General features: G+C 49.6%; 17 protein-coding genes. 13 read left to right on the forward strand and 4 right to left on the reverse strand.

All coding sequences use genetic code 11. From position 1 onward, the window contains the following. Positions 1 to 26: 26 nt before the first annotated feature. A complete protein-coding gene (locus ABEW32_RS12555) occupies positions 27 to 782 on the reverse strand; it encodes a tryptophan-rich sensory protein (protein ID WP_430188133.1) in 756 nt (251 codons plus the stop codon). Between the two features lie 298 nt (positions 783 to 1,080). Here ABEW32_RS12555 and ABEW32_RS12560 point away from each other — a divergent pair, with 298 nt between their 5' ends. From ABEW32_RS12560 to ABEW32_RS12570, 3 genes are all read left to right on the forward strand, one after another. Continuing rightward, positions 1,081 to 2,031, forward strand: coding sequence for a bile acid:sodium symporter family protein (locus tag ABEW32_RS12560; protein ID WP_430188135.1), 951 nt, complete (start codon positions 1,081 to 1,083; stop codon positions 2,029 to 2,031). 256 nt (positions 2,032 to 2,287) lie between these two features. Continuing rightward, positions 2,288 to 3,412, forward strand: coding sequence for an NADH-dependent flavin oxidoreductase (locus ABEW32_RS12565; protein ID WP_430188136.1), 1,125 nt, complete (start codon positions 2,288 to 2,290; stop codon positions 3,410 to 3,412). Positions 3,413 to 3,519: 107 nt separating this feature from the next. Continuing rightward, entirely contained in the window at positions 3,520 to 4,107 is a 588-nt protein-coding gene (locus ABEW32_RS12570; protein ID WP_430188137.1) for a GNAT family N-acetyltransferase, read from the forward strand. Here ABEW32_RS12570 and ABEW32_RS12575 read toward each other — a convergent pair. Further along, positions 4,037 to 5,689, reverse strand: coding sequence for a response regulator (locus ABEW32_RS12575; RefSeq protein ID WP_430188139.1), 1,653 nt, complete (start codon positions 5,687 to 5,689; stop codon positions 4,037 to 4,039). The two genes, ABEW32_RS12570 and ABEW32_RS12575, sit on opposite strands and share 71 nt — an antisense overlap. A gap of 7 nt (positions 5,690 to 5,696) precedes the next feature. After that, positions 5,697 to 7,511, reverse strand: coding sequence for a sensor histidine kinase (locus ABEW32_RS12580; RefSeq protein WP_430188141.1), 1,815 nt, complete (start codon positions 7,509 to 7,511; stop codon positions 5,697 to 5,699). Between the two features lie 207 nt (positions 7,512 to 7,718). Here ABEW32_RS12580 and ABEW32_RS12585 point away from each other — a divergent pair, with 207 nt between their 5' ends. The 3 genes from ABEW32_RS12585 (at position 7,719) to ABEW32_RS12595 (ending at position 10,837) form a co-directional block, all read left to right on the forward strand. Continuing rightward, positions 7,719 to 8,600, forward strand: coding sequence for a carbohydrate ABC transporter permease (locus ABEW32_RS12585; RefSeq protein WP_430188143.1), 882 nt, complete (start codon positions 7,719 to 7,721; stop codon positions 8,598 to 8,600). Further along, entirely contained in the window at positions 8,601 to 9,437 is an 837-nt protein-coding gene (locus ABEW32_RS12590) for a carbohydrate ABC transporter permease (RefSeq protein WP_430188144.1), read from the forward strand. A 104-nt stretch (positions 9,438 to 9,541) separates the two neighbouring features. Next, positions 9,542 to 10,837 (forward strand): ABC transporter substrate-binding protein, encoded by a 1,296-nt coding sequence (locus ABEW32_RS12595; RefSeq protein WP_430188146.1) that lies wholly within the window; start codon positions 9,542 to 9,544, stop codon positions 10,835 to 10,837. Between the two features lie 218 nt (positions 10,838 to 11,055). Here ABEW32_RS12595 and ABEW32_RS12600 read toward each other — a convergent pair whose 3' ends face one another. Then, positions 11,056 to 11,598 (reverse strand): dihydrofolate reductase family protein, encoded by a 543-nt coding sequence (locus ABEW32_RS12600; protein ID WP_430188148.1) that lies wholly within the window; start codon positions 11,596 to 11,598, stop codon positions 11,056 to 11,058. A 107-nt stretch (positions 11,599 to 11,705) separates the two neighbouring features. Here ABEW32_RS12600 and ABEW32_RS12605 point away from each other — a divergent pair, with 107 nt between their 5' ends. The 7 genes from ABEW32_RS12605 (at position 11,706) to ABEW32_RS12635 (ending at position 20,144) form a co-directional block, all read left to right on the forward strand. Then, positions 11,706 to 12,650, forward strand: a complete 945-nt coding sequence (locus tag ABEW32_RS12605) for a helix-turn-helix transcriptional regulator (RefSeq protein ID WP_430188150.1) — start codon at positions 11,706 to 11,708, stop codon at positions 12,648 to 12,650. Positions 12,651 to 12,793: 143 nt separating this feature from the next. Beyond that, positions 12,794 to 15,919, forward strand: coding sequence for a DEAD/DEAH box helicase (locus tag ABEW32_RS12610; protein ID WP_430188152.1), 3,126 nt, complete (start codon positions 12,794 to 12,796; stop codon positions 15,917 to 15,919). Between the two features lie 20 nt (positions 15,920 to 15,939). Then, entirely contained in the window at positions 15,940 to 16,665 is a 726-nt protein-coding gene (locus tag ABEW32_RS12615; RefSeq protein ID WP_430188154.1) for a phosphoribosylglycinamide synthetase, read from the forward strand. 151 nt (positions 16,666 to 16,816) lie between these two features. Continuing rightward, positions 16,817 to 17,722, forward strand: coding sequence for a M15 family metallopeptidase (locus ABEW32_RS12620; RefSeq protein ID WP_430188156.1), 906 nt, complete (start codon positions 16,817 to 16,819; stop codon positions 17,720 to 17,722). A gap of 154 nt (positions 17,723 to 17,876) precedes the next feature. After that, a complete protein-coding gene (locus tag ABEW32_RS12625; protein ID WP_430188158.1) occupies positions 17,877 to 18,371 on the forward strand; it encodes a hypothetical protein in 495 nt (164 codons plus the stop codon). After that, the gene (locus tag ABEW32_RS12630) at positions 18,371 to 18,709 is read left to right on the forward strand and encodes a hypothetical protein (protein ID WP_430188159.1); all 339 of its coding nucleotides are present in this window, start codon (positions 18,371 to 18,373) and stop codon (positions 18,707 to 18,709) included. The genes ABEW32_RS12625 and ABEW32_RS12630 overlap by 1 nt, the downstream gene beginning before the upstream one ends. Position 18,710: 1 nt before the next feature. Continuing rightward, positions 18,711 to 20,144 (forward strand): glutathionylspermidine synthase family protein, encoded by a 1,434-nt coding sequence (locus ABEW32_RS12635; protein WP_430188160.1) that lies wholly within the window; start codon positions 18,711 to 18,713, stop codon positions 20,142 to 20,144. The last annotated feature ends 58 nt before the right edge of the window (positions 20,145 to 20,202 follow it).

The following is a 20,202-nucleotide window of genomic DNA, read 5'->3' on the forward strand; positions in this document are numbered from 1 at the left end:
TTGATAGGAGAAGATATTCGGTTCCTTTAATCCCGGTCTCGATTACGGGCAAAGAATAGCCATAGCGCGTACACCAGGATGATTGCAGACAAGATCCATGCAGCCAGCCGTACATTTTCATTGTTTGGATGCTCGATGGCGATGGCGACATAGGCCCATACAAATACAAGTGGATAGATGCTGTCACGGTAAGGAAAGCTGACCAAGATGGCCAATGCGGCGCCAATAAGCAGAACGATCATCGCCCATAGCGTATCGCTGAGACCCCAGCCACTCCATTCATTCTTTTCCAGTGCTACTGCAATGTTGATGATGGTAGCAACGGATACCCAACCGAGATTTAGACTGAAAGGCAGCTTGACGAACCACATTTCTCCGCGAGTTGGTTGCGGCGTACGGGTACGTGTATATACGACGAATAGGGAGAGCAGGTATAGAATAATGACGATCACGCATAGTTCTACGTATACATACTGCCATAAGAAAATCCAGATGATGTTGAAGAGACAGCTCAAAATAAAGAAAATACCGATAGACTGAACGCTTGTCTTGGCTTGCCCTGTAGATGTAGCTTGGTACACAGCAAAACAGGCGAGCAGCACGTAGATGAGCGACCATATGGAAAAAGCGTAACCTGCTGGCGTAATTAAGGTAGGATACATGTTGGATACAGCAGCGGTGCTTCTTCCGCCAATAGGAAGTGTAGAAGCCAAAATATTAACGAGAACGACAGCGATGAATGCAATAATATTCCACCATTTATACGGATGGCTTCGTGACATAGGAATAACTCCTCCTCAACAAATGATGTTCAAAATGACCGACTGGTCACTATCTTCTACTATGAATATACCCACTTTGCTTTCAAATATGTCCAGACGGGAAAAAGTTTCTTGAACCCAACATAATCATAAAAAGTTGTATGTATATGCATGCATATGTAGTACAATGGTAAAAATTTTAAGCACTATATTAGCTGAAAGAAGAGTTCACATGGGGTGCCAACTACGCAGTCTGGGAGATAGTTCCCGTGTGTATTTTCTCAAATTCAACTTATATAGAAGTAAGGAGATCAGTAGAATGAGTGGATTAGAGAGAGTAGGGAAATTTGTAGGTGGGACCTTTTCCATCTGGGTGCTTTTATTTGCATGTTTGGGATTTTTCTTTCCTACGGCGTTTACCGGGTTGAAAGGGTACATACAGTTATTTTTGGGCATTGTCATGTTCGGGATGGGGCTGACTTTATCTGCGGCCGACTTTCGTGAAGTATTCCGGCGTCCAGTGGATGTGGCTATAGGAGTGGTAGGCCACTATCTGATCATGCCATTTCTCGCCTTTGTATTGGCATTAGTATTGCAGCTTCCACCGGATATTGCAGTGGGTGTCATTTTGGTTGGCTGTTGTCCGAGTGGAACTGCATCCAATGTAATGACGCTCTTATCCAAAGGTGATGTGGCGCTTGGCGTATCGATTGCTTCAGTATCGACGCTGATTGCTCCACTGGCGACCCCGGCAATGATTAGTCTGCTTGCCGGGCGCTGGATGAATATTGATGCGAAGTCGCTGATCATGGATATTCTCATCGTGGTTATTGTCCCGATTGTGTTGGGTGTAATCGTCAAAGCATTATTTCGCAAACAGGCAGAAGCCAGTGTCAAGGCGCTACCACTCATTTCAACATTGGCGATTGTACTCATCGTGGCTATTGTGGTTGCAGGCAGCAGAGGCAAGATTTTGGAGACAGGTCCGATTATTTTTGCCGTAGTTATTTTGCATAACGGTATCGGCTTTCTGCTCGGATATTGGTTTGCCAAGCTGTTCGGCATGAATCTTTCCAAACGTAAAGCCGTTACACTGGAAACGGGAATGCAGAATTCCGGGCTGGGCGCCGCATTGGCAGCAGCTCACTTTAACCCGATTGCTGCTGTACCGAGTGCGATTTTTAGCGTGTGGCATAATATTTCTGGCTCGGTGCTGGCGACCTGGTTTTCCCGTCAGGAGGAGAAAGATAACATAGCCGGAAGCAAGTAAGCGACTGTCAATAGCTGATGTAAAGTGGCTAAAGTTCGGACTTTTCGGACAGTTTAAGGGAGATCAGAAAGGATAGATTTGACTTTATAGAGGCGGATCATTATACTGTGGTTATTATAACCACTGTATTTAAGTAAGCAACAGCAAAGAGGCTTTGTCATGGAAGGAAAATGACATCGAATTCGTATTCGCCATCGTTTCATACTCAACAGCCCTATTTGATCTGATCTGACCCAAACTGAAGGAGAGAGAACGAATGAACCCGAAATATAAATCTTTATTTGAAGCTTATACCCTGCCATCTGGTGTTACATTGAAGAACCGCATTACGATGGCCCCTATGACTAACTTTGCTTCCCACGAAAATGGCGAAGTCAGTGATCAAGAACTGGCATACTACCGTGAACGCTCCGGTGGTGTGGGCGCGGTTATTACCGCTTGTGTGTATGTAACTCCAGATGGCAAAGGATTTGTTAACGAGTTTGGTGCGGACAAGGATGAAATGATTCCTAGTCTGCGCCGTCTGGCAGATACGATTCACCAGGAGGGCGCGAAAGCGATCCTGCAAATTTATCATGGTGGCCGCCTGTGCCCACCGGATCAGATTCCAGACGGACAACCGATTAGTGCGAGCGCAGTAGCCGAGGAAAAAGAAGGCGCACCTGTGCCGCGTGAAATGACATCTGACGATATCCACCGCGTCATCCGCGCTTATGGCGAAGCCACTCGCCGCGCAATTGAAGCAGGCTATGACGGTGTAGAGCTTCACGGAGCGAACGGTTATCTGGTGCAGCAGTTCTTCTCCCCGCACTCCAACATTCGTACCGATGAATGGGGAGGAAGTCTTGAGAAACGCTTGACCTTTCCGCTGGCAATTGTTCACGAAGTGAAGAAAGTAATCGCAGAGCATGCGAAGCGTCCATTCATTTTCGGATACCGCTTGTCTCCTGAGGAAGGACATACGCCAGGCATCACGCTGGATGATACGATGGTGCTTGTAGACCGTCTGGCGGATGAAGGGCTGGATTACCTGCACATTTCCGTAAATCATTTCTTCGGCGGCTCGTTCCGCGACCGTAGTGACGAACGTTCACGTACGGTTCTGATTCATGAGAAGGTTGGAAACCGTGTACCAGTCATGGGAGTTGGTTCCTTGAATACACCGGACGAGGCACTTGCAGCACTGGAGACAGGTGTACCGCTTGTATCGCTGGGACGTCCACTACTAATGGAGCCGCAATGGGTTCAGAAGGTGCAAAACGGCACAGAAGATACCATTCGCACGACATTGTCCAAGCAAGCCCAGCAGGAGCTGGTCATTCCTGACTACTTGTGGGGTGCGCTGACGACTATTCCTGGCTGGATGCCTGTTACGGACTAAATTTTGAATAAAAATACCCTAGGCTGCTTTTATGCACCTGGGGTATTTTCTTGTCTCGTGACCGTGAACAGAATAATATAGGAATAACTGATAGGGGGATATTGACAATGTTACATGAAAATAATGGTGTAATTTCGATGAAGTCCACTCATCCGGGGTTACAGATTCGACTGTTACAAGTAAGTGATGCCGAACGTTTATTAGAGATCAGACGTGAAAATTTCGATTTCTTCAAGCCGTACGAACCAGAACGACCTGAAATTTACTTTACGCTGGAAGAACAGGCACGCCTGATTTCCACCGGCTTGGAAGCGGCACAAGCCGGACTGGGATATACGTTTGGACTTTTTTTGCCGGAAAATGATAAGCTGATCGGCAGAATGGAGCTGTCTGGTGTTGCTAGAGGTCCCTTCCAAAATGCCAATCTGGGCTACTTCGTAGATCCTGCATATCATGGACAAGGCTATGCTACCTCCGCTGTGAAGGATATTGTCCGCTACGCTCTGAACGAGTTGGAATTACACCGTATTCAAGCTGGAGTCATGCCAAGAAATACGCCTTCCCATCGAGTGATGGAAAAGGCGGGATTTCGCCGCGAGGGGCTGGCTCTCAACTATTTGAAGATTAATGGTGTGTGGGAAGATCATGTGCTGTATGCGCTGACGGCTGAGGATTTGCAGAATGGCGTCTTCTGAATTCGCCAGGCGTGACCCCTTCAAGCTTTTTGAACACCTTGCCAAAGTATTTCTCATCCTGATATCCGACCATCCCGGCGATATGGTGAAGGCGCAGCTTGTCATTCAGCAGTAACAGCTTTGCCTTGCTCATTCGGATCTGGCACAAATAATCGGACAGATTAACCCCGTACTCCTGCTTGAATTTACGAGAAATGTATTCCCGGCTGAGGTAAAAGCGGCTCGCTATATCCTGTAGAGAAATATCCTCGTCATAGTGAGCATCCAGATAGCGGGCGATATCACGGATCGTCGGGTTGTTTGGGCTATGGCTTGGTGTAAGTGCCTGACCGGCTGCGAGCAATCGATTTTCGATCTGTTTTTTCCATAAAGGTAGGGAAAGCACCCCACGGTTATCGACCGGCAAAGCAGGTATGGAGTTGGACTCATCTGTCAGCTCCTCGCCTTCGGCATCTCCAGGTCTGTCATTCAGCCAGCGAGCCAGCATCCAATCCAGCTCTTGATTCCAGCCAGCGAGCTGCTCTGCTGTAACCGAAGGCAGCACGGCTACGGCTGCCACCCAGTCGCCTACCGCTGTGGATACGCGACTGGCATTACAACTGAGTGCGCTAAGCCGAAGCTCCTCTTCCATTTCAGACAACTGGGGAAGACGAACGGTCTGCCGGGCCGGAGAACTCTCATGTATCCAGTCGGTGGCCTGCAACATATCCCGTTTCCAGAGCGCTTGCCGTGCTTCTTGGTAGGCTGTGGCTGCCCCTGCGGGAAAGCTTTCGAAAGAACCAACCCCAATGTGTATATAGCACCGTAGCGCCGTTCTAATTCCTGCGTGAATGTCCTGCAAGAGCGCTGGCCAACGAGTCGGATCGCCCCAATACAGCAGGATAATTTCGTCCGTACGCTCCAGATGACGGAATGCAACTCCGGACTGAAAGGTACCCAGAAATTCGTTGCAAATGTTAATGAGGGAAAAGCCTAGAAGCGCGCGGCGCGTTTTATATTTGTTCAGGATATCGGCGTCCAGCTGAGTGGTGCTCATCACTGCCACATTACAGACCTGAATAGCTGGCGGAAGACGCAGCTCCTCACGTAAGGGGGTGATGGAGAGCACTGTACCGGAAATGAGTTCGGTCAGGAGCTTATCAGCATAGTGAGGCCGCATCCGATTGACCTCCATTGCCTGCATGGTCTGCCTGTTCCGGTCTTGCTCCGCAGTCCGCCAAGCTTGAGTAGCTTTACTGAGCGCCTCATTAATCTCTACCGGATCTACGGGCTTAAGAATGTAGTCCATGCCTCCCCGACGAATGGTCTGCCGAACCAATTCAAAATCATCGTAACCGCTGACCACTACGACTCTGGTAGCTGGAGAATTCGCTTGAATCCACTCCATCAGGGCTACTCCATCCCTGCCAGGCATTCGCATATCCGTAAGTACCACGGGCGGAGAAAGTGCGGTAATCACCTCAATCGCCTGGTCGCCCGATTCAGCCTCAATCACCTCGCTCACACCGTAAGCTTCCCAATGTACAAGCATCCGAATGGCGTGACGTACATGCCTTTCATCATCCACAATCAGGACCTTCATTGACAGATCACTCTCCCTTAAAATGAATTTCTGTATGGGGCTCGGTGCGAATTTCAAGTGTGAAACGAACGCCATGAGGCAGAATATTGTCTACACACAGGGTGTTAGAACCATCATCCGAGTGAAGCTGGATACGTAATAGAACATTACGAAGACCAATAGAGTTCTGCTCACCAGTGTCTGATTCTTCATGGGCTTTCAGCGGACGTTGCAGCATATACTGGAGCTGCTCCAATTCGTTTTCTGGAATCGATGCCCCGTTATTTTCCACTTCAATCCTCACAATGCCTTCCCGGATTCGGCAGGCTGTAATACGAATCTTACCAGGCCCCAGCCGGGGGTCGGCACCGTGCTTAAAGTAGTTTTCCACCAACGGCTGGAGAATCATTTTAGGCACCCGATCATTCAGGACCTCATCATCCCACTGATAGGTGACCTCTAATTGCTCACCGAAGCGTTCCTTTTGCAAATCAAGATATTGTTTTACATGCTCAGCTTCTTCCTTGAGTGTAACTACTGTTTGGTCCCGCATGTTGTAGCGCAGCATTTTGGCAAGGGAAGAGAGCAGAGAATAGATTCGCGGCACCTCATGCTGTAGAGCCAGTGTTCCAATAGACTGTAGCGTATTATATAAAAAATGAGGATTAATCTGTGCTTGAAGCGCTTTCAATTGGTGTGTCTTGTTAGCCAGCTCCAGCTTGTATTCCTGCAAAATGAGATTATTGATGGTATCCATCATCTGTCTGAACCGACGCGACAGCACTCCAATCTCATCGTTGCTCATGGCCCGGATGTCTACATCCAGCTGACCGGACTGAATCTGGTTTATGTAGCGAGTCAGCCGCTTAATCGGTTCCGTAATTTTTATTGAAATCCATAACGTTGCGACAATAACGAGCAGCAACGCTGCGCCAGTAATGACTGCATTGATCTGGGTCAGTTGGGTAGCTCGCATATAAAGCGTCCGATGAGGGATTTTCTTGACAAGCGTCCAGCCTGACAGGTTGGCATCCAGTTTGCCATATACGTGCAGTGCTGTATCATCTTCAATTACACCGTGCTCGTCTCCTTTAGAAATTCGCTTGAGTAGGTCAGATTCCTTCCAGTGTGTCCCAATAGATGATTCTTTTCCGCTGTATATGATCGTTCCGTTCCGATCAATTAAAAACAGCTCCTCTGTATCTGCATCATACAACTGACGGCAAATACTGCGCAACGACTCCAGATCAACATCTATAGCCAGTACCCCAAGCGTTTCTGAAGACGGAATGTTACGAATCGCCCGGTGGAGTGTAAATACCTGCCGCTGTGTGCTGTGCTCTGCATAGGAAACCGCTGAAAAGCCGTACAAATGCTTTATGTGCGAGGGTTGCATGAACAGCCCGGAAGGGCCGTAATGAATAGAACCGGTAAAGGGCTCCAGCCGGAACTCCCGTAAAGGAACCGTGCTGGTAATCAGCGTTGATTGCCCAGCCTCAAACGAATGCAAGTACACCTGGTCAATGCCTGAGGAAGCATTCATCATCGTTTGCAGCGTGGTGTAAATCTCGGCGACAGCCCGGTAATCATCCGGAATTTTAGCCAGGTTGCGCAGAAAATGAGGGTCATTATAAACTCCGATCGATGCGCGATTTAACCCCTGTAAATAATTATCCAGATTCGTAATTCCCTGAAAAATAAGCCGTTCATTTTCCTGGGTGGCCTGCTCCCGTAAAGATTGCTTGGTGAGGATGAAAGTCATGGTCATTGAAAGCAGCAGCGGCAGAGTGACCGCAATGAGTAGAAACCAGATTAGACGAGAACGAATGCTATGGAATTTCATGCAGATAGCTCCTTTCACAATTCAAGGCAAGCCAGAGGTCAATATTTTCCCCCCTAATGGTTCACGATCTTGCGTGTTCTCCAGAGCGCTTATTCGACATAATGAACATGTGAATTGCATAACCATATGGCTTCAGCGACCACACTGCTTGCAAGGATGCCATAGGGGAGCGTTCCAGACACCAAAGACAACAAAGGGGGGATCGGTTTGAATCGCGCCAAGTCGTCGCAATGGCTCCAGCAATGGATTTTTGTAGGACCATCGACGTTATTTTTCGTTATCATTATTGTAATCCCTTTCATGCTAGGAATGTACTATTCTTTTACAGAGTGGAATGGGGTAGCCAACCAGGCCAAGTGGGTCGGGCTGGATAATTTCAGTCACATTTTATTTAACGATGATAAGTTCGGGACAGCGTTCTGGTTTACCATTCGTTTTACGGTGATTGGAGTGGTAGCAGCCAATATCTTTGGTTTTCTGCTGGCGTATTTTCTAACCAAGCCGCTAAAAACCAAAAATGTGCTTCGAACTATTTTTTTCATGCCTAACGTGATCGGAGGTCTGTTGCTCGGTTTTATCTGGCAGTTTATTTTCGTCAAGGGATTTGCAGCGATTGGCGAGAGTACGGGGTTATCCTTCTTCAATCTGTCCTGGCTGGGAGACGAAATTACGGCCTTCTGGGGCATTGTGATCGTGTTTATCTGGCAAACAGCTGGATATTTAATGGTGATATATATCTCTTCCCTGACCAACGTGCCCCGGGATATGCTGGAGGCAGCCGAGATTGACGGAGCGAGCCGGATGCAAATCTTGCGGTCGATTATACTGCCCTTGATCATGCCCGCCATTACGGTATGTCTCTTCCTGGCGATATCATGGTCGTTTAAAATGTTCGATCTCAATCTGTCATTGACGAAGGGCGGTCCTTTTGGTTCTACAGAGTCCGTGGCACTCAATATATACAATGAGGCGTTTGTCAATAATCGCTATGGGCTGGGAACGGCTAAAGCACTTATCTTCTTTATCATTGTAGCTATCGTTACGAGTCTTCAGGTACGCCTGACGAAAAGTCGGGAGGTGGAATCGTAAATGGAAACCAACAATCGCTACCGCATTGGAACCTGGGCGACCGAGTTGGTGATGATTCTCGTCGCGTTAGTATTCCTCGTCCCGTTTTACTTTTTGTTTGTGAATTCCGTCAAAAGCTTTGGTGATCTGCTCACCGATTCTGCGGCCTGGCCACAAACGTTTGTATGGAGCAACTATGTTAGAGCCTGGAGCATCACACGTTTTCCTGAAGCGTTATGGAACTCACTCGTGGTTACGGTGGTCAGCAATTTGCTGCTCGTACTGATCAGCTCAATGGCTGCCTATCGAATGGTTCGGTATCCAACACGCTACAATCGAGTGCTGTTCAGCCTGTTCGTGGCTGCGATGGTCATTCCTTTCCAATCGGTGATGATCCCTTTGGTCAAGGTTGTAAGTACGCTGGATTTAATGAACAGCATTAGTGGCTTGGTCATCTGTTATCTGGGATTCGGGGCTCCTATGTCCATCTTTCTCTTTCACGGGTTCGTCAAAGGTGTGCCGGTCGAGGTGGAAGAAGCAGCTACAGTGGACGGTTGCACACCTTACGGAGTGTTTTTCCGAATTGTATATCCGTTGATGCTGCCCATGATGGTAACAGTTATTATTTTGAACACACTCTGGATCTGGAATGACTATCTTCTGCCTTCTCTGGTGCTGCAAAAGGCTGAATTGCGAACCATTCCAATTGCAACCTATGCCTTTTTCGGGCAATACACGAAGCAGTGGGATTTGGCTTTGCCTGCTCTGGTGCTGGGCATCTTGCCGGTCATCGCGTTCTTTCTGGCCATGCAAAAATATATTATACAAGGGATTATGGCGGGTTCGGTCAAAGGTTGAGTGTGGGGATGAGCTGAAAATGTATAATGTATCAGCATCAGTCCGTTTCCACAGAATTTTTCGAGTTTATCAGATATGAATTTAGAATAGAAAGGAACATAAATATGAAAACGCATACTTTTAAAAAGAAAGCTCAGGCACTAATTTTGCTTCTTGCTGCTTTTGCTCTGGTTTTGGCGGGTTGTAACAGCAGTGGTGGACAAAATGCAAGCAATGAGGAAGTTAAGGAGAAAACCATTCACATTTTTCAGTTCAAGGTAGAGATTGCAGAAGCGCTAAATCGCATGAAGGGAGAATATGAGGCGACTCATCCGGGGATCAAGCTCGACATTCAGACCGTAGGCGGGGGCAGTGACTATGGGGCAGCGTTGAAAGCCAAGTTTGCCTCTGGCGAACAGCCAGATATTTTTAACGTCGGCGGTTATCGTGAGCTGGATACGTGGCTGGAATATTTGGAGGACCTGTCTGACCAGCCTTGGGTTGGTGATGTGGTCGATGTCGCCAAAGAACCGATGACCAAGGATGGCAAGCTGTATGGTCAGCCAATGAATCTGGAGGGGTACGGCTTTATTTATAACAAGGATTTGTTCAAAAAGGCTGGAATCACCGAGCCTCCTAAAACGCTGTCTGAGCTGGAGGCTGCTGCGCAGAAGCTGCAAGCCGCAGGGATCACGCCTTTCTCCAATGGATACCAAGAGTTTTGGGTGCTGGGCAATCATTTGCTGAACGTGGCATTTGCCAATCAGCCAGACCCGTCAGGCTTCGTCAAGGGACTGAATGATGGAACAGCCAAAATTCCGGGCAATGCTGTATTCGCCGAGTGGATCAAGCTGTTCGATCTGACGCTCAAGTATGGCAATGCGAAGCCGCTCACGACCGATTACAACACACAGGTAACGAACTTTGCCACTGGCAAGGCTGCCATGATGCAGCAAGGGAACTGGACTCAGGTCCAAATTGATGGTATTAATCCGAAGCTGAATTTGGGTATCCTGCCTATGCCAATTGGTGAAGACGCAACAGCGGGAGATAAGCTGTTTGTAGGTGTCGCTAATAACTGGGTAATTAATAAAAATTCGTCTGTCAAAGCTGAAGCCAAAGAGTTCTTAAACTGGATGGTGACATCCGAGCAGGGGAAAAAGTATATCACCAAGGAATTTAAGTTCATACCAGCGTTCAAGAGCATCAAAGGGGAAGAGGCCGATATGGGCCAATTGGGTGCCGAAGTAGTAAAATACAGCCAGGAAAATAAACTGCTGGGCTGGTTCTTCAGCCGTTATCCTGAAGGAGCGCAGCAGGAATTCGGAAGTCAGATGCAGGCCTATGTGGCAGGTAAATCGGATGCCGGGAAGCTGTTCGAGGATTTCCAAAGAACATGGGATAATTTGAAGACCAAATAATTCAATGAAATACACAGAAAAGCCTTCGCATGTCAGGGAGATACATGGTCCTGGGCATACGAAGGCTTTTTTGTGAACAAAATTATAGAATCAAAGCAGCACTTAAAATCTACCTATTCGTGCCAGAGCGCAGACGGACGGTGCTTCCCGTCACCACCGCCCCGCTTGTACAACACCATTCCGCCTAATCCGTTTTTATGTTCATTTTTTCGTGTGGCTTATACATTATAGTGAAGTAGAATAATATCCCCGCGGCGTTCTATTTCCTGGAGTTCAAACGTGCTCGGCAGCGTTCCCTTTGGAAATAAGGGGATTCCTTGTCCAAGTACTTTGGGTATGATTGCAATGATCGCTTTCTCCAGCAGTCCCTCTTGGATGAAGGCTTGAACTAACTGACCACCACCCACCAGCCATACCGCTCCTTCCGCTTGCTCCTGCAGACGCGGAACAAGCTCAGTCAGAGTCTCGTCCGTAAACGTAACATGTGGTGCTTGCTCATGCTTCGCTAATGACCGGGTGAGTATATAACAAGGCTTGCCAGCATAGGGGAAATCATCGGAAAGCTTTAATACCTCTTCATACGTCAGCCTGCCCATCAGTACCGTGCCTACAGTGTCATAAAAGTCGGCATATCCATTGTCGCCACCATCACCTTTGACATCATACAGCCAGTCCACCGCCCCGTCCGGCAACGCAATATACCCGTCGAGACTCATGGCGATATACAATACGACTTTGTTGTTGGATCTTATAGCATCCATGGTTCATCACTCCTTTCTATCACCTATGTTATAATATATTTATGACATACTTTGTCGTAGTTGTATTGATCATTTGAAATGAACTTCTATATTCAAAGGAGTACGGTATGAACGAACGCAGAATCGCACTTATGAGGATACTGGATTCCCGAAAAAAATATACGGCACGTGAGCTGGCCGAGCGGTTTGGTGTCTCCGTCAGGACGATTCAAAGAGATCTCGACTATTTGCAGCAGACCGGGTTACCCCTGTATGCCGAAACCGGACCTCATGGCGGCTATCGGGCCCTTCCCAATCGACTTCTTCCTCCCCTTCATCTTGCGCGCGATGAGGCTTTTGGTCTCTTTCTCATGCTGCAGCTGCTGGAAAATATCCCGGACATCCCCTTCGGGTCGGTGCGGGAGCATTTATCCGAGCACTATTATGCCGAGCTTCCTCAGGATGTGCGGGATAGCATTGATCAATTCAAGGACTATATCGCTTTTCGGATGATGCCGACTCAAGCAGAATCACCCTACACCTCGCTCATTTTGGAGGCTGCGCTGAATAAACGCCGGGTGAACATGCTTTACCGCTCCGCTTCCGGGGACAAATGGTCGAAAGTATATCCGGTGGGGCTCTATTTTGATCATGGATATTGGTACATGCCTGCGCAAAGCAGAGATCGGATCATTTTGTACCGCTCAGACAGAGTGATGAGCATGACCATACTGGAAGACACCTTATCCGGCCTTCCCACCCTTAAGGAATGGTTGACTGCGGAGGATTCGCGTACGGGAATTCCGTCAAAAATAAAATTTACACCATTAGGTGCTCGGCTGGTGGAATCAGACCCCCTCTTCCAAAATGTTTCTCATGACAAATCGCGTGGTCAGGAATGGCATGGACATATTCCGGTCGAAGAGTTTAAATATGTATCCAGACTTCTGTTAAAATACGGGCCGGAGGCTGAGGTTATATATCCAAGAGAGCTGCGTATGCAAGTCAAACGGCTGCTGCAAGACAGCCTGAATCCTTATCTGAAGGATGATGAGGCCGACCAGGAAGGATAAGCCTCTTAATTGTTAATTACGTAAATATTTAAGGTTATGAATGGATGGCAGTTCATATTTATTTTTGTGATAAAGTTTTGAAAAGAGTCGGTTTTCGTATATGATGAAGAGTAATAATTCAAAAGGCTGGACGGGAGACAGATATGAATCAACCGCTTTATGGAATATGGCTCGGTGATGTGTTTTTTTGCTTTTCTGGTGAGACGTCGGAACCACGTATTGATGCGTGGAGCAGTGTGATCCGCAGGCTGACGCTGAAGGGAGACCTCCGGCCGTTTCGGCAGGCTGCGTTGCGTCTTGCCGAGGTGCGGATACCTAACCATGCTCGCGTGGAAACCGCGGGCAGAGGCGGCAAAAGACGTTCCATGCTGGGGCGTACGCTGGAGGGTCTGGCACTGGAACCCCGCGAGACGATGGCTCTGCTGACTCGCATGGACGAGAAGGGCTGTGCGGCATCAGGCATTACGCTCGGCGAGGAAATGCAATATTGGCAAAAGGCTGCTTATTTTGCATTGGAGCTGATGCAGCGGGGCGAAATTGCGCCATCGCTTACAGAGGCGCGTCCATCCGGACCGCGACGACGCGGCCCGGATGCGGCGGTAGGGGTGTGGGTTCCTCGGCTTTGCGAAGAGGAGGACGTCCGCCGCTTTCATGAGCTGGCTGCTGCGATGCCGGCTGTTTGTATGGCAGCTCCGGCCGTTTTTGCGGGCAAGGAGCCAGAAACACGTGAGGATGCAGCCGGAATGGTGCTGTATTCCTTCTTGTGTGCGGTCGTTCATGCAGAAACGACCGCGGTGCTGGCTGCGTCAGATCGCGAACTGGGACGACATCGGGCAGATTATCGGCGCGGAGGATCACCACTGGCGGAGCTGTGGTGGAACAGTCTGTTGACGGGTTCGCGCCAAGTTGCGATACAGGGAACGCCTGCTGAGATGGAGGAGCTGGTTCTTCAGGCGTTCTCCCTTAAGGGGAGCACGATGCCTGTCACGGAACGGGAAGCCAAGGAGCCTATTGAAGGGCAATTGCGTCTATGCCTTCGTTTGGAGCCTTCTTTGGAAGAGAGTATCCAGGAATGGCGCATTACCTTTTGGGCAGAAAGCGATGCTGAGCCCGGATTACGACTACCTGCTCTGGCGTTATGGGCGTATCCTGAACGTGATCTGGTTCGCGGTGAAATTGTGTACCGTCAAGTGCAGGCGCAACTGCTGATGAGGCTCGGACAGGCTGCTGAAGCGGCACCTATATTGCAGGAAGCCTTGAACCGCCCTTATCCCGAGGGGCTGGCCTTGGAGCCGGAGACGTTTTTCCGCTTCCTGACAGAAGCTGTACCTGCGTTGCAAAAGAACGGTATCACTGTGCAAATGCCTTCACGCTGGAGCCGGGAGGGGCGAAGACGTGCAGGCTTGCGGTTTAAAATGCGCTCGACAGAGCAGGGTGCCAAGCCAGATGGTGTGATTGCCGATACATCGTCCGTTGGCATTAACCGCATGATTTCGTTTGATGCCGAGGCTGTGCTGGGGGATACGACTTTGACGATGGAGGAACTGGAAAGCATCGTCGCGGCCAATTTGCCATATGTACGTCTCGGAGGTGAATGGATCGAGGTAGATCCCAAGGAAATTCGTCAGGTGCTGCGTTTTATCAAGCGTGGCGAGAACGGTGAGATGAGCTTGTCCGAATGGATGCATCTGGCTGCGGAGAATGAAAGTGCAGGCGAGGCCTCATGGAAGGGCTTGTCTATCTTTGGCGCGGAATCCGCCGGATTGCTTGCGTCTTTGGCTGAGGGCGGGGTACTCCGTTCCTTAGAGCCGCGGCCTGTGCCGGAGACGCTGCATGGTGCGCTACGGCCGTATCAGGAGCGCGGTTTTCAATGGCTGGCTGCGATGCGCGGATTGGGCTTTGGTGTGTGCCTTGCGGACGACATGGGTCTGGGTAAGACGATTCAGGTTATTACCTGCCTGCTCGATGGTGGGATTGGCGCAGATGATCAGCGTCCGGCGTTAATCATCTGTCCGACGTCCTTGCTTGGCAACTGGCAGCGGGAATTGAAGCGCTTTTCACCGGATTTGTCGCTTTACATTCACCATGGCAACCAGCGACTCCACGGGGAGCTGTTACAGGAAAATGTACGCGAGTATGATATCGTCCTCACTACCTACCATTTGGCAGGCCGGGACGGCAGTGACTTATCTGCAGTCTACTGGTCTTCCATCGTGTTGGATGAGGCGCAATATATAAAAAATGCACGTACAAAGCAGGCACAAAGCGTCATGAAGCTGTCCGCCCCACATCGAATTGCCATGACAGGGACGCCGGTAGAAAATCGGTTAAGCGAGTTGTGGTCTATTTTTCAATTTTTGAACCCGGGGTACCTCGGTACGGCATCTTCATTTCGCCAGCGGTACAGTCTGGCAGGAGAGGAGCGGGGGTCTGCGTTGCGTGAGCTTCACCGCCTCGTCTCCCCGTTCATGCTACGCCGGCTCAAAAGCGATCCGGATATCCGCAAGGATTTGCCGGAGAAGCTGGAGTTGAAGTCCTATTGTGTACTGACACCAGAGCAGGCCGGATTATATCGCGGTGTGGTGGATCAATTATTGGGGACACTGGATGGGCAGGTCGGTATGGCCCGCAAAGGGCTTGTTCTGTCTTCGCTGACCAAGTTGAAACAAATCTGTGACCATCCGGGGTTGATCATTCCGGGCCGTGCTGACAGCGGTAAAACCGAAAATTCCGGTAAAATGGAGCGGCTGCTGGAATTGGTAGAAACCATTCGCGAGAACGGCGAGTCGGCGCTGATTTTCACTCAATACGTGTCGATGGGAGAATTGCTGGTATCCCGTTTGGCCAAGATCTTGGGAGAAGAGCCATTTTTCCTGCATGGAGGACTGGCGAAAACCAGACGGGACGAGATTGTTCACAACTTCCAGCAGGGAAAAGGACCGAATATATTCGTACTTTCCCTGCGTGCAGGTGGTGTGGGTCTGAACCTGACGCGTGCCAGCCATGTCATTCACTATGATCGCTGGTGGAATCCTGCGGTCGAAAATCAGGCGACGGATCGGGTATTCCGTATCGGCCAAAGCCGTAATGTACAAGTGCACAAGCTGATTTGCCAAGGGACGCTGGAGGAGCGGATCGACGAGCTGATTGAGAGCAAAAAGGCGCTCTCTGAGCAGGTTGTCGGCTCTGGGGAACATTGGCTCACCGAAATGTCTGATGATGAACTGCGTGGTCTGATTGCGTTGCAAAATGACGTATGGATCGAGTGAGCAGAGAAAGGATGAAGGCGATGACGAGACCGCAAGTGAAGCTGAAAGTAACTGACGGTCGATGGATCGTGGAATTAGACGGCAATGGGCTGGAAGACGAATCGGCGGATGTACCTTTCGCACATCCCGTCCAATGGACTGGCCCAGTGCCTGTACTGAACCTGGAACAGCGAGAGGCATGGCTGGAGCAGCTAAAAGCGGAGCCTCTGGACATCTACCGTTTCCTGCAAGGGGAAGCCTGTCTGTCGCTGGATGAGATCGTTCAGTTTGCAGCTGAGGCAGCCGTTGCTAATAGAGAGAATGGATTGGGTGCAATCGACGACGTAAAGCAAGCTCTGCAGGCTGGATTGAAAGTTGAGTCACAACTCTGTCCAGAGTTGATCGGAATGACGCGGGAGGAGCTGCTGGAGTACGTATTTAGTGCTTGGGCTGGGGAGTTATCCCATGTGCAAAGAACATCCCCCGCGCTTGAGTCTACCTCACGCGCGGAGAGCGGACGCAGCGGATCAGCAGCAATTAGCGAATGGATTGCAGAATCGGCGGCTGAAGGAGCCTTGCATCGCCCCGGAGCAGGCTTTCATGCCATTGAAATCCGTCTACCGCAGAAACTTGCTTCCAAGAAGGAAACCGATATTACGTCCTTGCTGCCAGGTTTACCCCGTGCCGAAGAAGCATTGAAGCTTATACGTGAACGGGTCGCCGAGCGAGCGCGGGCTGCAATCCCGCAAAAACGTCATAATCCGTAATAATTCGGGTATATGCTTTCTTTTTCGAGTCTGTTCACCTTCATTGGATAGGATAGCGGCTTCGAAGAGTGTCCAAAGTTCAGTTACAATGGGGGAATGGAAAAGTCACTGCAAGTTATGTATCAATTGCAATATTGGAGGAGATACCAGCATGAAACGACATATACAACAGACGCGCACATCTCAGCGATGGACCAAAGCGCTCATTCCGGGGCTGATCTTGCCAGGGCTATTGCTGGCAGCTTGCCAGCAAGGAGGCTCAGGTGGGCAGGAAAGTGAGCCATTAAAGTCATCCACAGCGGTACAGGAGAATGTACAGCCTTCCACTCAGACGGATGCGGGGAATGGCACCGCTAGCGCTGGACAAGCCTCTGCGGGTACAGAAAGCGGACAGGCTGACTCTGTGATGGCGTTGCGAAGCCAGAGCGCGCTGCAAGCTACAGTTAAGGAAGAGGATGGAACGGCGATTGTCACCAATGCGACTTCGGATACAGTCGTTGTAAACAAAAAGCGCAGCTTGCCTGTGGGCTATGTCCCGGATGATCTGGTGGAGCCACAGGTGCCTTTTTCCTTCGAGGGGCCGCATGAGAAGCGACATTTGCGTAAGGAAGCGGCAGAGGCACTGGAGAAGCTGTTCGACGGTGCGAAAAAGGAAGGTATTGAGCTGCGTGCGGTTTCGGGATATCGCTCCTATAAGCGTCAGGTGTCTATTTTCAACAACAATGTAAAGACAAAGGGGCAGGAATACGCCTCTAAAGTCAGCGCCGTACCAGGTACGAGTGAGCATCAGACAGGATTGTCCATTGACGTATCCAGCCCCAGCGTAGGCAATGAGCTGGAGCAATCCTTTGGAGCTTCCAAGGAAGGCAAATGGCTGGAGGAACATGCACCGGAATACGGATTTATTATTCGTTATATGAAGGGGAAGGAAGATGTGACTGGCTATGTGTACGAGCCTTGGCATATCCGTTATGTAGGAGTAGATATTGCAAAGGATGTAGCCAAGCAGGGGCTGACACTCGAGGAATATTTCGACGAAAGCAATATCAAGCTATAGCCGCTGCAACCAAGCCGTAATCCTGGGGATTGCGGCTTTTTTGTCGTATTTTTCTTCCAAATTGAACCTTTTCAAGGTAGAATCTCGTATAATGAACGACGACAGAAACGCTTAGATTTATAGCAAGCCTCATGACAGAAGCGTACCGGAAGGGATGGGAATCATTATTTATTATTCATTAACGTATCGCGAATGGTCAGAAGATACTCAACAGGAACTGCGCAGCCTGACAAGGGAGTCCGTATCGGGAGATGAGCTGTTCCTGCGCAAGCTTGTAGACGCTACGCGTCTCCATGACAAACTATGGGCGCATATTTCAAATGAAAGCGAGGAGCATACGGACCATTCCGTTTATGTGACTGATTTTACGGGAGAACGTGCAAAGCCCTATGGTACGTCCATCACAGACCTCGTGCTCGCCAGTGAGGGAGGCTACACCTCTACATTCAGCGCATTGTACTGGGTATGGCATGAGCCTACGTTCCGAAGTATGGATCAGCGGGAAGGCTCGGTAATTACCTTGGAGCTGGCTCAACGACTACTGGATCACTATACGGTGCTGAATGGCACAACATACGAGTTCATCTATTCGGTACTTGACCCTCAGCTGAAGAAGGTACATTTGTTTGTGAAGGAGGTCGATCTGTGATGGAGCATTCTTGGGAAACGATGAAATCCAAGCCTGGCTCTCGTGCACGGATGGCGGCCTTTGCCCTGATGCTGGCTGTTCCGGCCGCTCTGACGGGTTGCGGTGACGACGAGTATTATGACTGCGACGAGCTCCCCGTATCGGAGCAAACGGCCTGTCGGGATTCAGGCAGTAGCGGGTATTATTATGGCGGATCGACCTATTATAATGGAGGCTCCTCCTATCACAGCAGTCGTTCTTCCTCCAGCTCTTATCGCAAAAGCTCGTCTTCATCTTCCAGCTCACACAGTGGTTTTGGCAGCAGCGGCTCACGGAGCGGCTTTTTTTCTGGGGGTTAAGATGAGCATGCGTACGATTCGGCAACTACCTTATGAACATGACGAGCTTTTTAAGGATGAAATCAGCCGTATGATTCCGTATCATCGCATGTACGGCAAGTCCTATTGCGTGCCGGCTTTAACGGTGTATCAGGCAAGCGAGCTGGCAGAGCTTCAAGCTGCTTCCGAGGCAGTACATCATATTTATCGCAAGGTCCAGCAATTTATCCAACGCTATATGCCAGATGAATATCTGGTGGAGCGGCTGGGGATTCATCCAGGCTTGCTGCGTGCTGCACGTATGGAAGCCGCACCGGATGGAATAACCCGTCAGGACTGGATTGTGGGGGAAGCGGGGATCAAGTGCATTGAGAACAACACCGATACTCCAACCGGGATTCCCGAGGTGGCATATCTTGAAGGAAAGCTGCTGGAAGTGCTGCATGGTGAGGGAATGTCAGAGAACGACATTACTTTACATGGACCCTCATCTGGAATGGATGAGGCAATTCAGTCTGCCTTGACGGAGCTCATTCATTTTTATAGCAGCAAGGGTTTGGGGACAAAGGTGCATTTCACTTGCTATGAATGGCATATCGAGGATCAGACGAATACCAAATATATTATGCGCTTATGTGAACAAGCCGGGTTTGAGGTGGTTTATGCGCCGTTGGAAGAGCTGGAAATTGTCCCAAATGAGGGCTTGTATCACCAGGGGGAGCAGATTCACATCCTCTATCGCCTGTATCCGCTGGAATATCTGATTGATGATCGGGAAGAGGATACAGGGCTTGAGGTGGGGCAGGCGCTAATGGAAATGGTGGCAGACGGGAAAATAGGACTGATTAATCCGCCGCAGCATATCATTACCCAGAGCAAAGGATTCACCGCAACTGTATGGTCGCTGTACGAGCGCAATGAGCAGACACCAGCGTTCTGCGGTTTTCGTTTGTTTGATGACCAGGAGCTGGAGGTCATACGAACCTATCTGCTACCTACATATTTTGAGCCATCCGTGTTTCTGCAAAATAAAGAGCCTTATGTGGCTAAAGGCATATGGGGCCGAGAAGGTAAAGGGACGCATTTAATTGAACATCCTGAATCCGAGGAGAGACTGAAAGGTGTCTTGGGAGTGGGTGAAAATGTGATGGCTGACCAGCCTGGTCTGCTTCATGAAGCAAACGCTCCACTAACGCCTGAACAGGAAGAAGCCGCACATATTGCCGCTTATTACGAGGGACAGCCTAAGATTTATCAGCGGCTGTGGCCCATGCAGAGCGCAGAGGTGCAGACCGAGGAAGGGCTATTTCAAGGCTATGTGCTGACAGGCATATTCGTGATCGGTGGGCGTTTCGCGGGGGTCCTGCCGCGAATTGGTGAAAAGGTAACAGGTGATATGGCCTACTATTGCGCTGCTGCCATTGCCAACGAGCCTTCTAATTCGCCCGCTGTATAAGCTGAATTGCAAAATGTACACTATTCGAACAGAGCTGTTCCTAGTCACAAGTATCATA

The organism is Paenibacillus jamilae (assembly GCF_050482105.1).
GTDB classification, from domain to species: domain Bacteria; phylum Bacillota; class Bacilli; order Paenibacillales; family Paenibacillaceae; genus Paenibacillus; species Paenibacillus jamilae_B.

What these genes read in the sequence shown, in the direction of transcription:
- ABEW32_RS12555 (WP_430188133.1), bottom strand. Translation starts at nt 782, where the DNA reads ATGTCACGAAGCCATCCGTATAAATGGTGGAATATTATTGCATTCATC.
- ABEW32_RS12560 (WP_430188135.1), top strand. Translation starts at nt 1,081, where the DNA reads ATGAGTGGATTAGAGAGAGTAGGGAAATTTGTAGGTGGGACCTTTTCC.
- ABEW32_RS12565 (WP_430188136.1), top strand. Translation starts at nt 2,288, where the DNA reads ATGAACCCGAAATATAAATCTTTATTTGAAGCTTATACCCTGCCATCT.
- ABEW32_RS12570 (WP_430188137.1), top strand. Translation starts at nt 3,520, where the DNA reads ATGTTACATGAAAATAATGGTGTAATTTCGATGAAGTCCACTCATCCG.
- ABEW32_RS12575 (WP_430188139.1), bottom strand. Translation starts at nt 5,689, where the DNA reads ATGAAGGTCCTGATTGTGGATGATGAAAGGCATGTACGTCACGCCATT.
- ABEW32_RS12580 (WP_430188141.1), bottom strand. Translation starts at nt 7,511, where the DNA reads ATGAAATTCCATAGCATTCGTTCTCGTCTAATCTGGTTTCTACTCATT.
- ABEW32_RS12590 (WP_430188144.1), top strand. Translation starts at nt 8,601, where the DNA reads ATGGAAACCAACAATCGCTACCGCATTGGAACCTGGGCGACCGAGTTG.
- ABEW32_RS12595 (WP_430188146.1), top strand. Translation starts at nt 9,542, where the DNA reads ATGAAAACGCATACTTTTAAAAAGAAAGCTCAGGCACTAATTTTGCTT.
- ABEW32_RS12600 (WP_430188148.1), bottom strand. Translation starts at nt 11,598, where the DNA reads ATGGATGCTATAAGATCCAACAACAAAGTCGTATTGTATATCGCCATG.
- ABEW32_RS12605 (WP_430188150.1), top strand. Translation starts at nt 11,706, where the DNA reads ATGAACGAACGCAGAATCGCACTTATGAGGATACTGGATTCCCGAAAA.
- ABEW32_RS12610 (WP_430188152.1), top strand. Translation starts at nt 12,794, where the DNA reads ATGAATCAACCGCTTTATGGAATATGGCTCGGTGATGTGTTTTTTTGC.
- ABEW32_RS12615 (WP_430188154.1), top strand. Translation starts at nt 15,940, where the DNA reads ATGACGAGACCGCAAGTGAAGCTGAAAGTAACTGACGGTCGATGGATC.
- ABEW32_RS12620 (WP_430188156.1), top strand. Translation starts at nt 16,817, where the DNA reads ATGAAACGACATATACAACAGACGCGCACATCTCAGCGATGGACCAAA.
- ABEW32_RS12625 (WP_430188158.1), top strand. Translation starts at nt 17,877, where the DNA reads ATGGGAATCATTATTTATTATTCATTAACGTATCGCGAATGGTCAGAA.
- ABEW32_RS12630 (WP_430188159.1), top strand. Translation starts at nt 18,371, where the DNA reads ATGGAGCATTCTTGGGAAACGATGAAATCCAAGCCTGGCTCTCGTGCA.
- ABEW32_RS12635 (WP_430188160.1), top strand. Translation starts at nt 18,711, where the DNA reads ATGAGCATGCGTACGATTCGGCAACTACCTTATGAACATGACGAGCTT.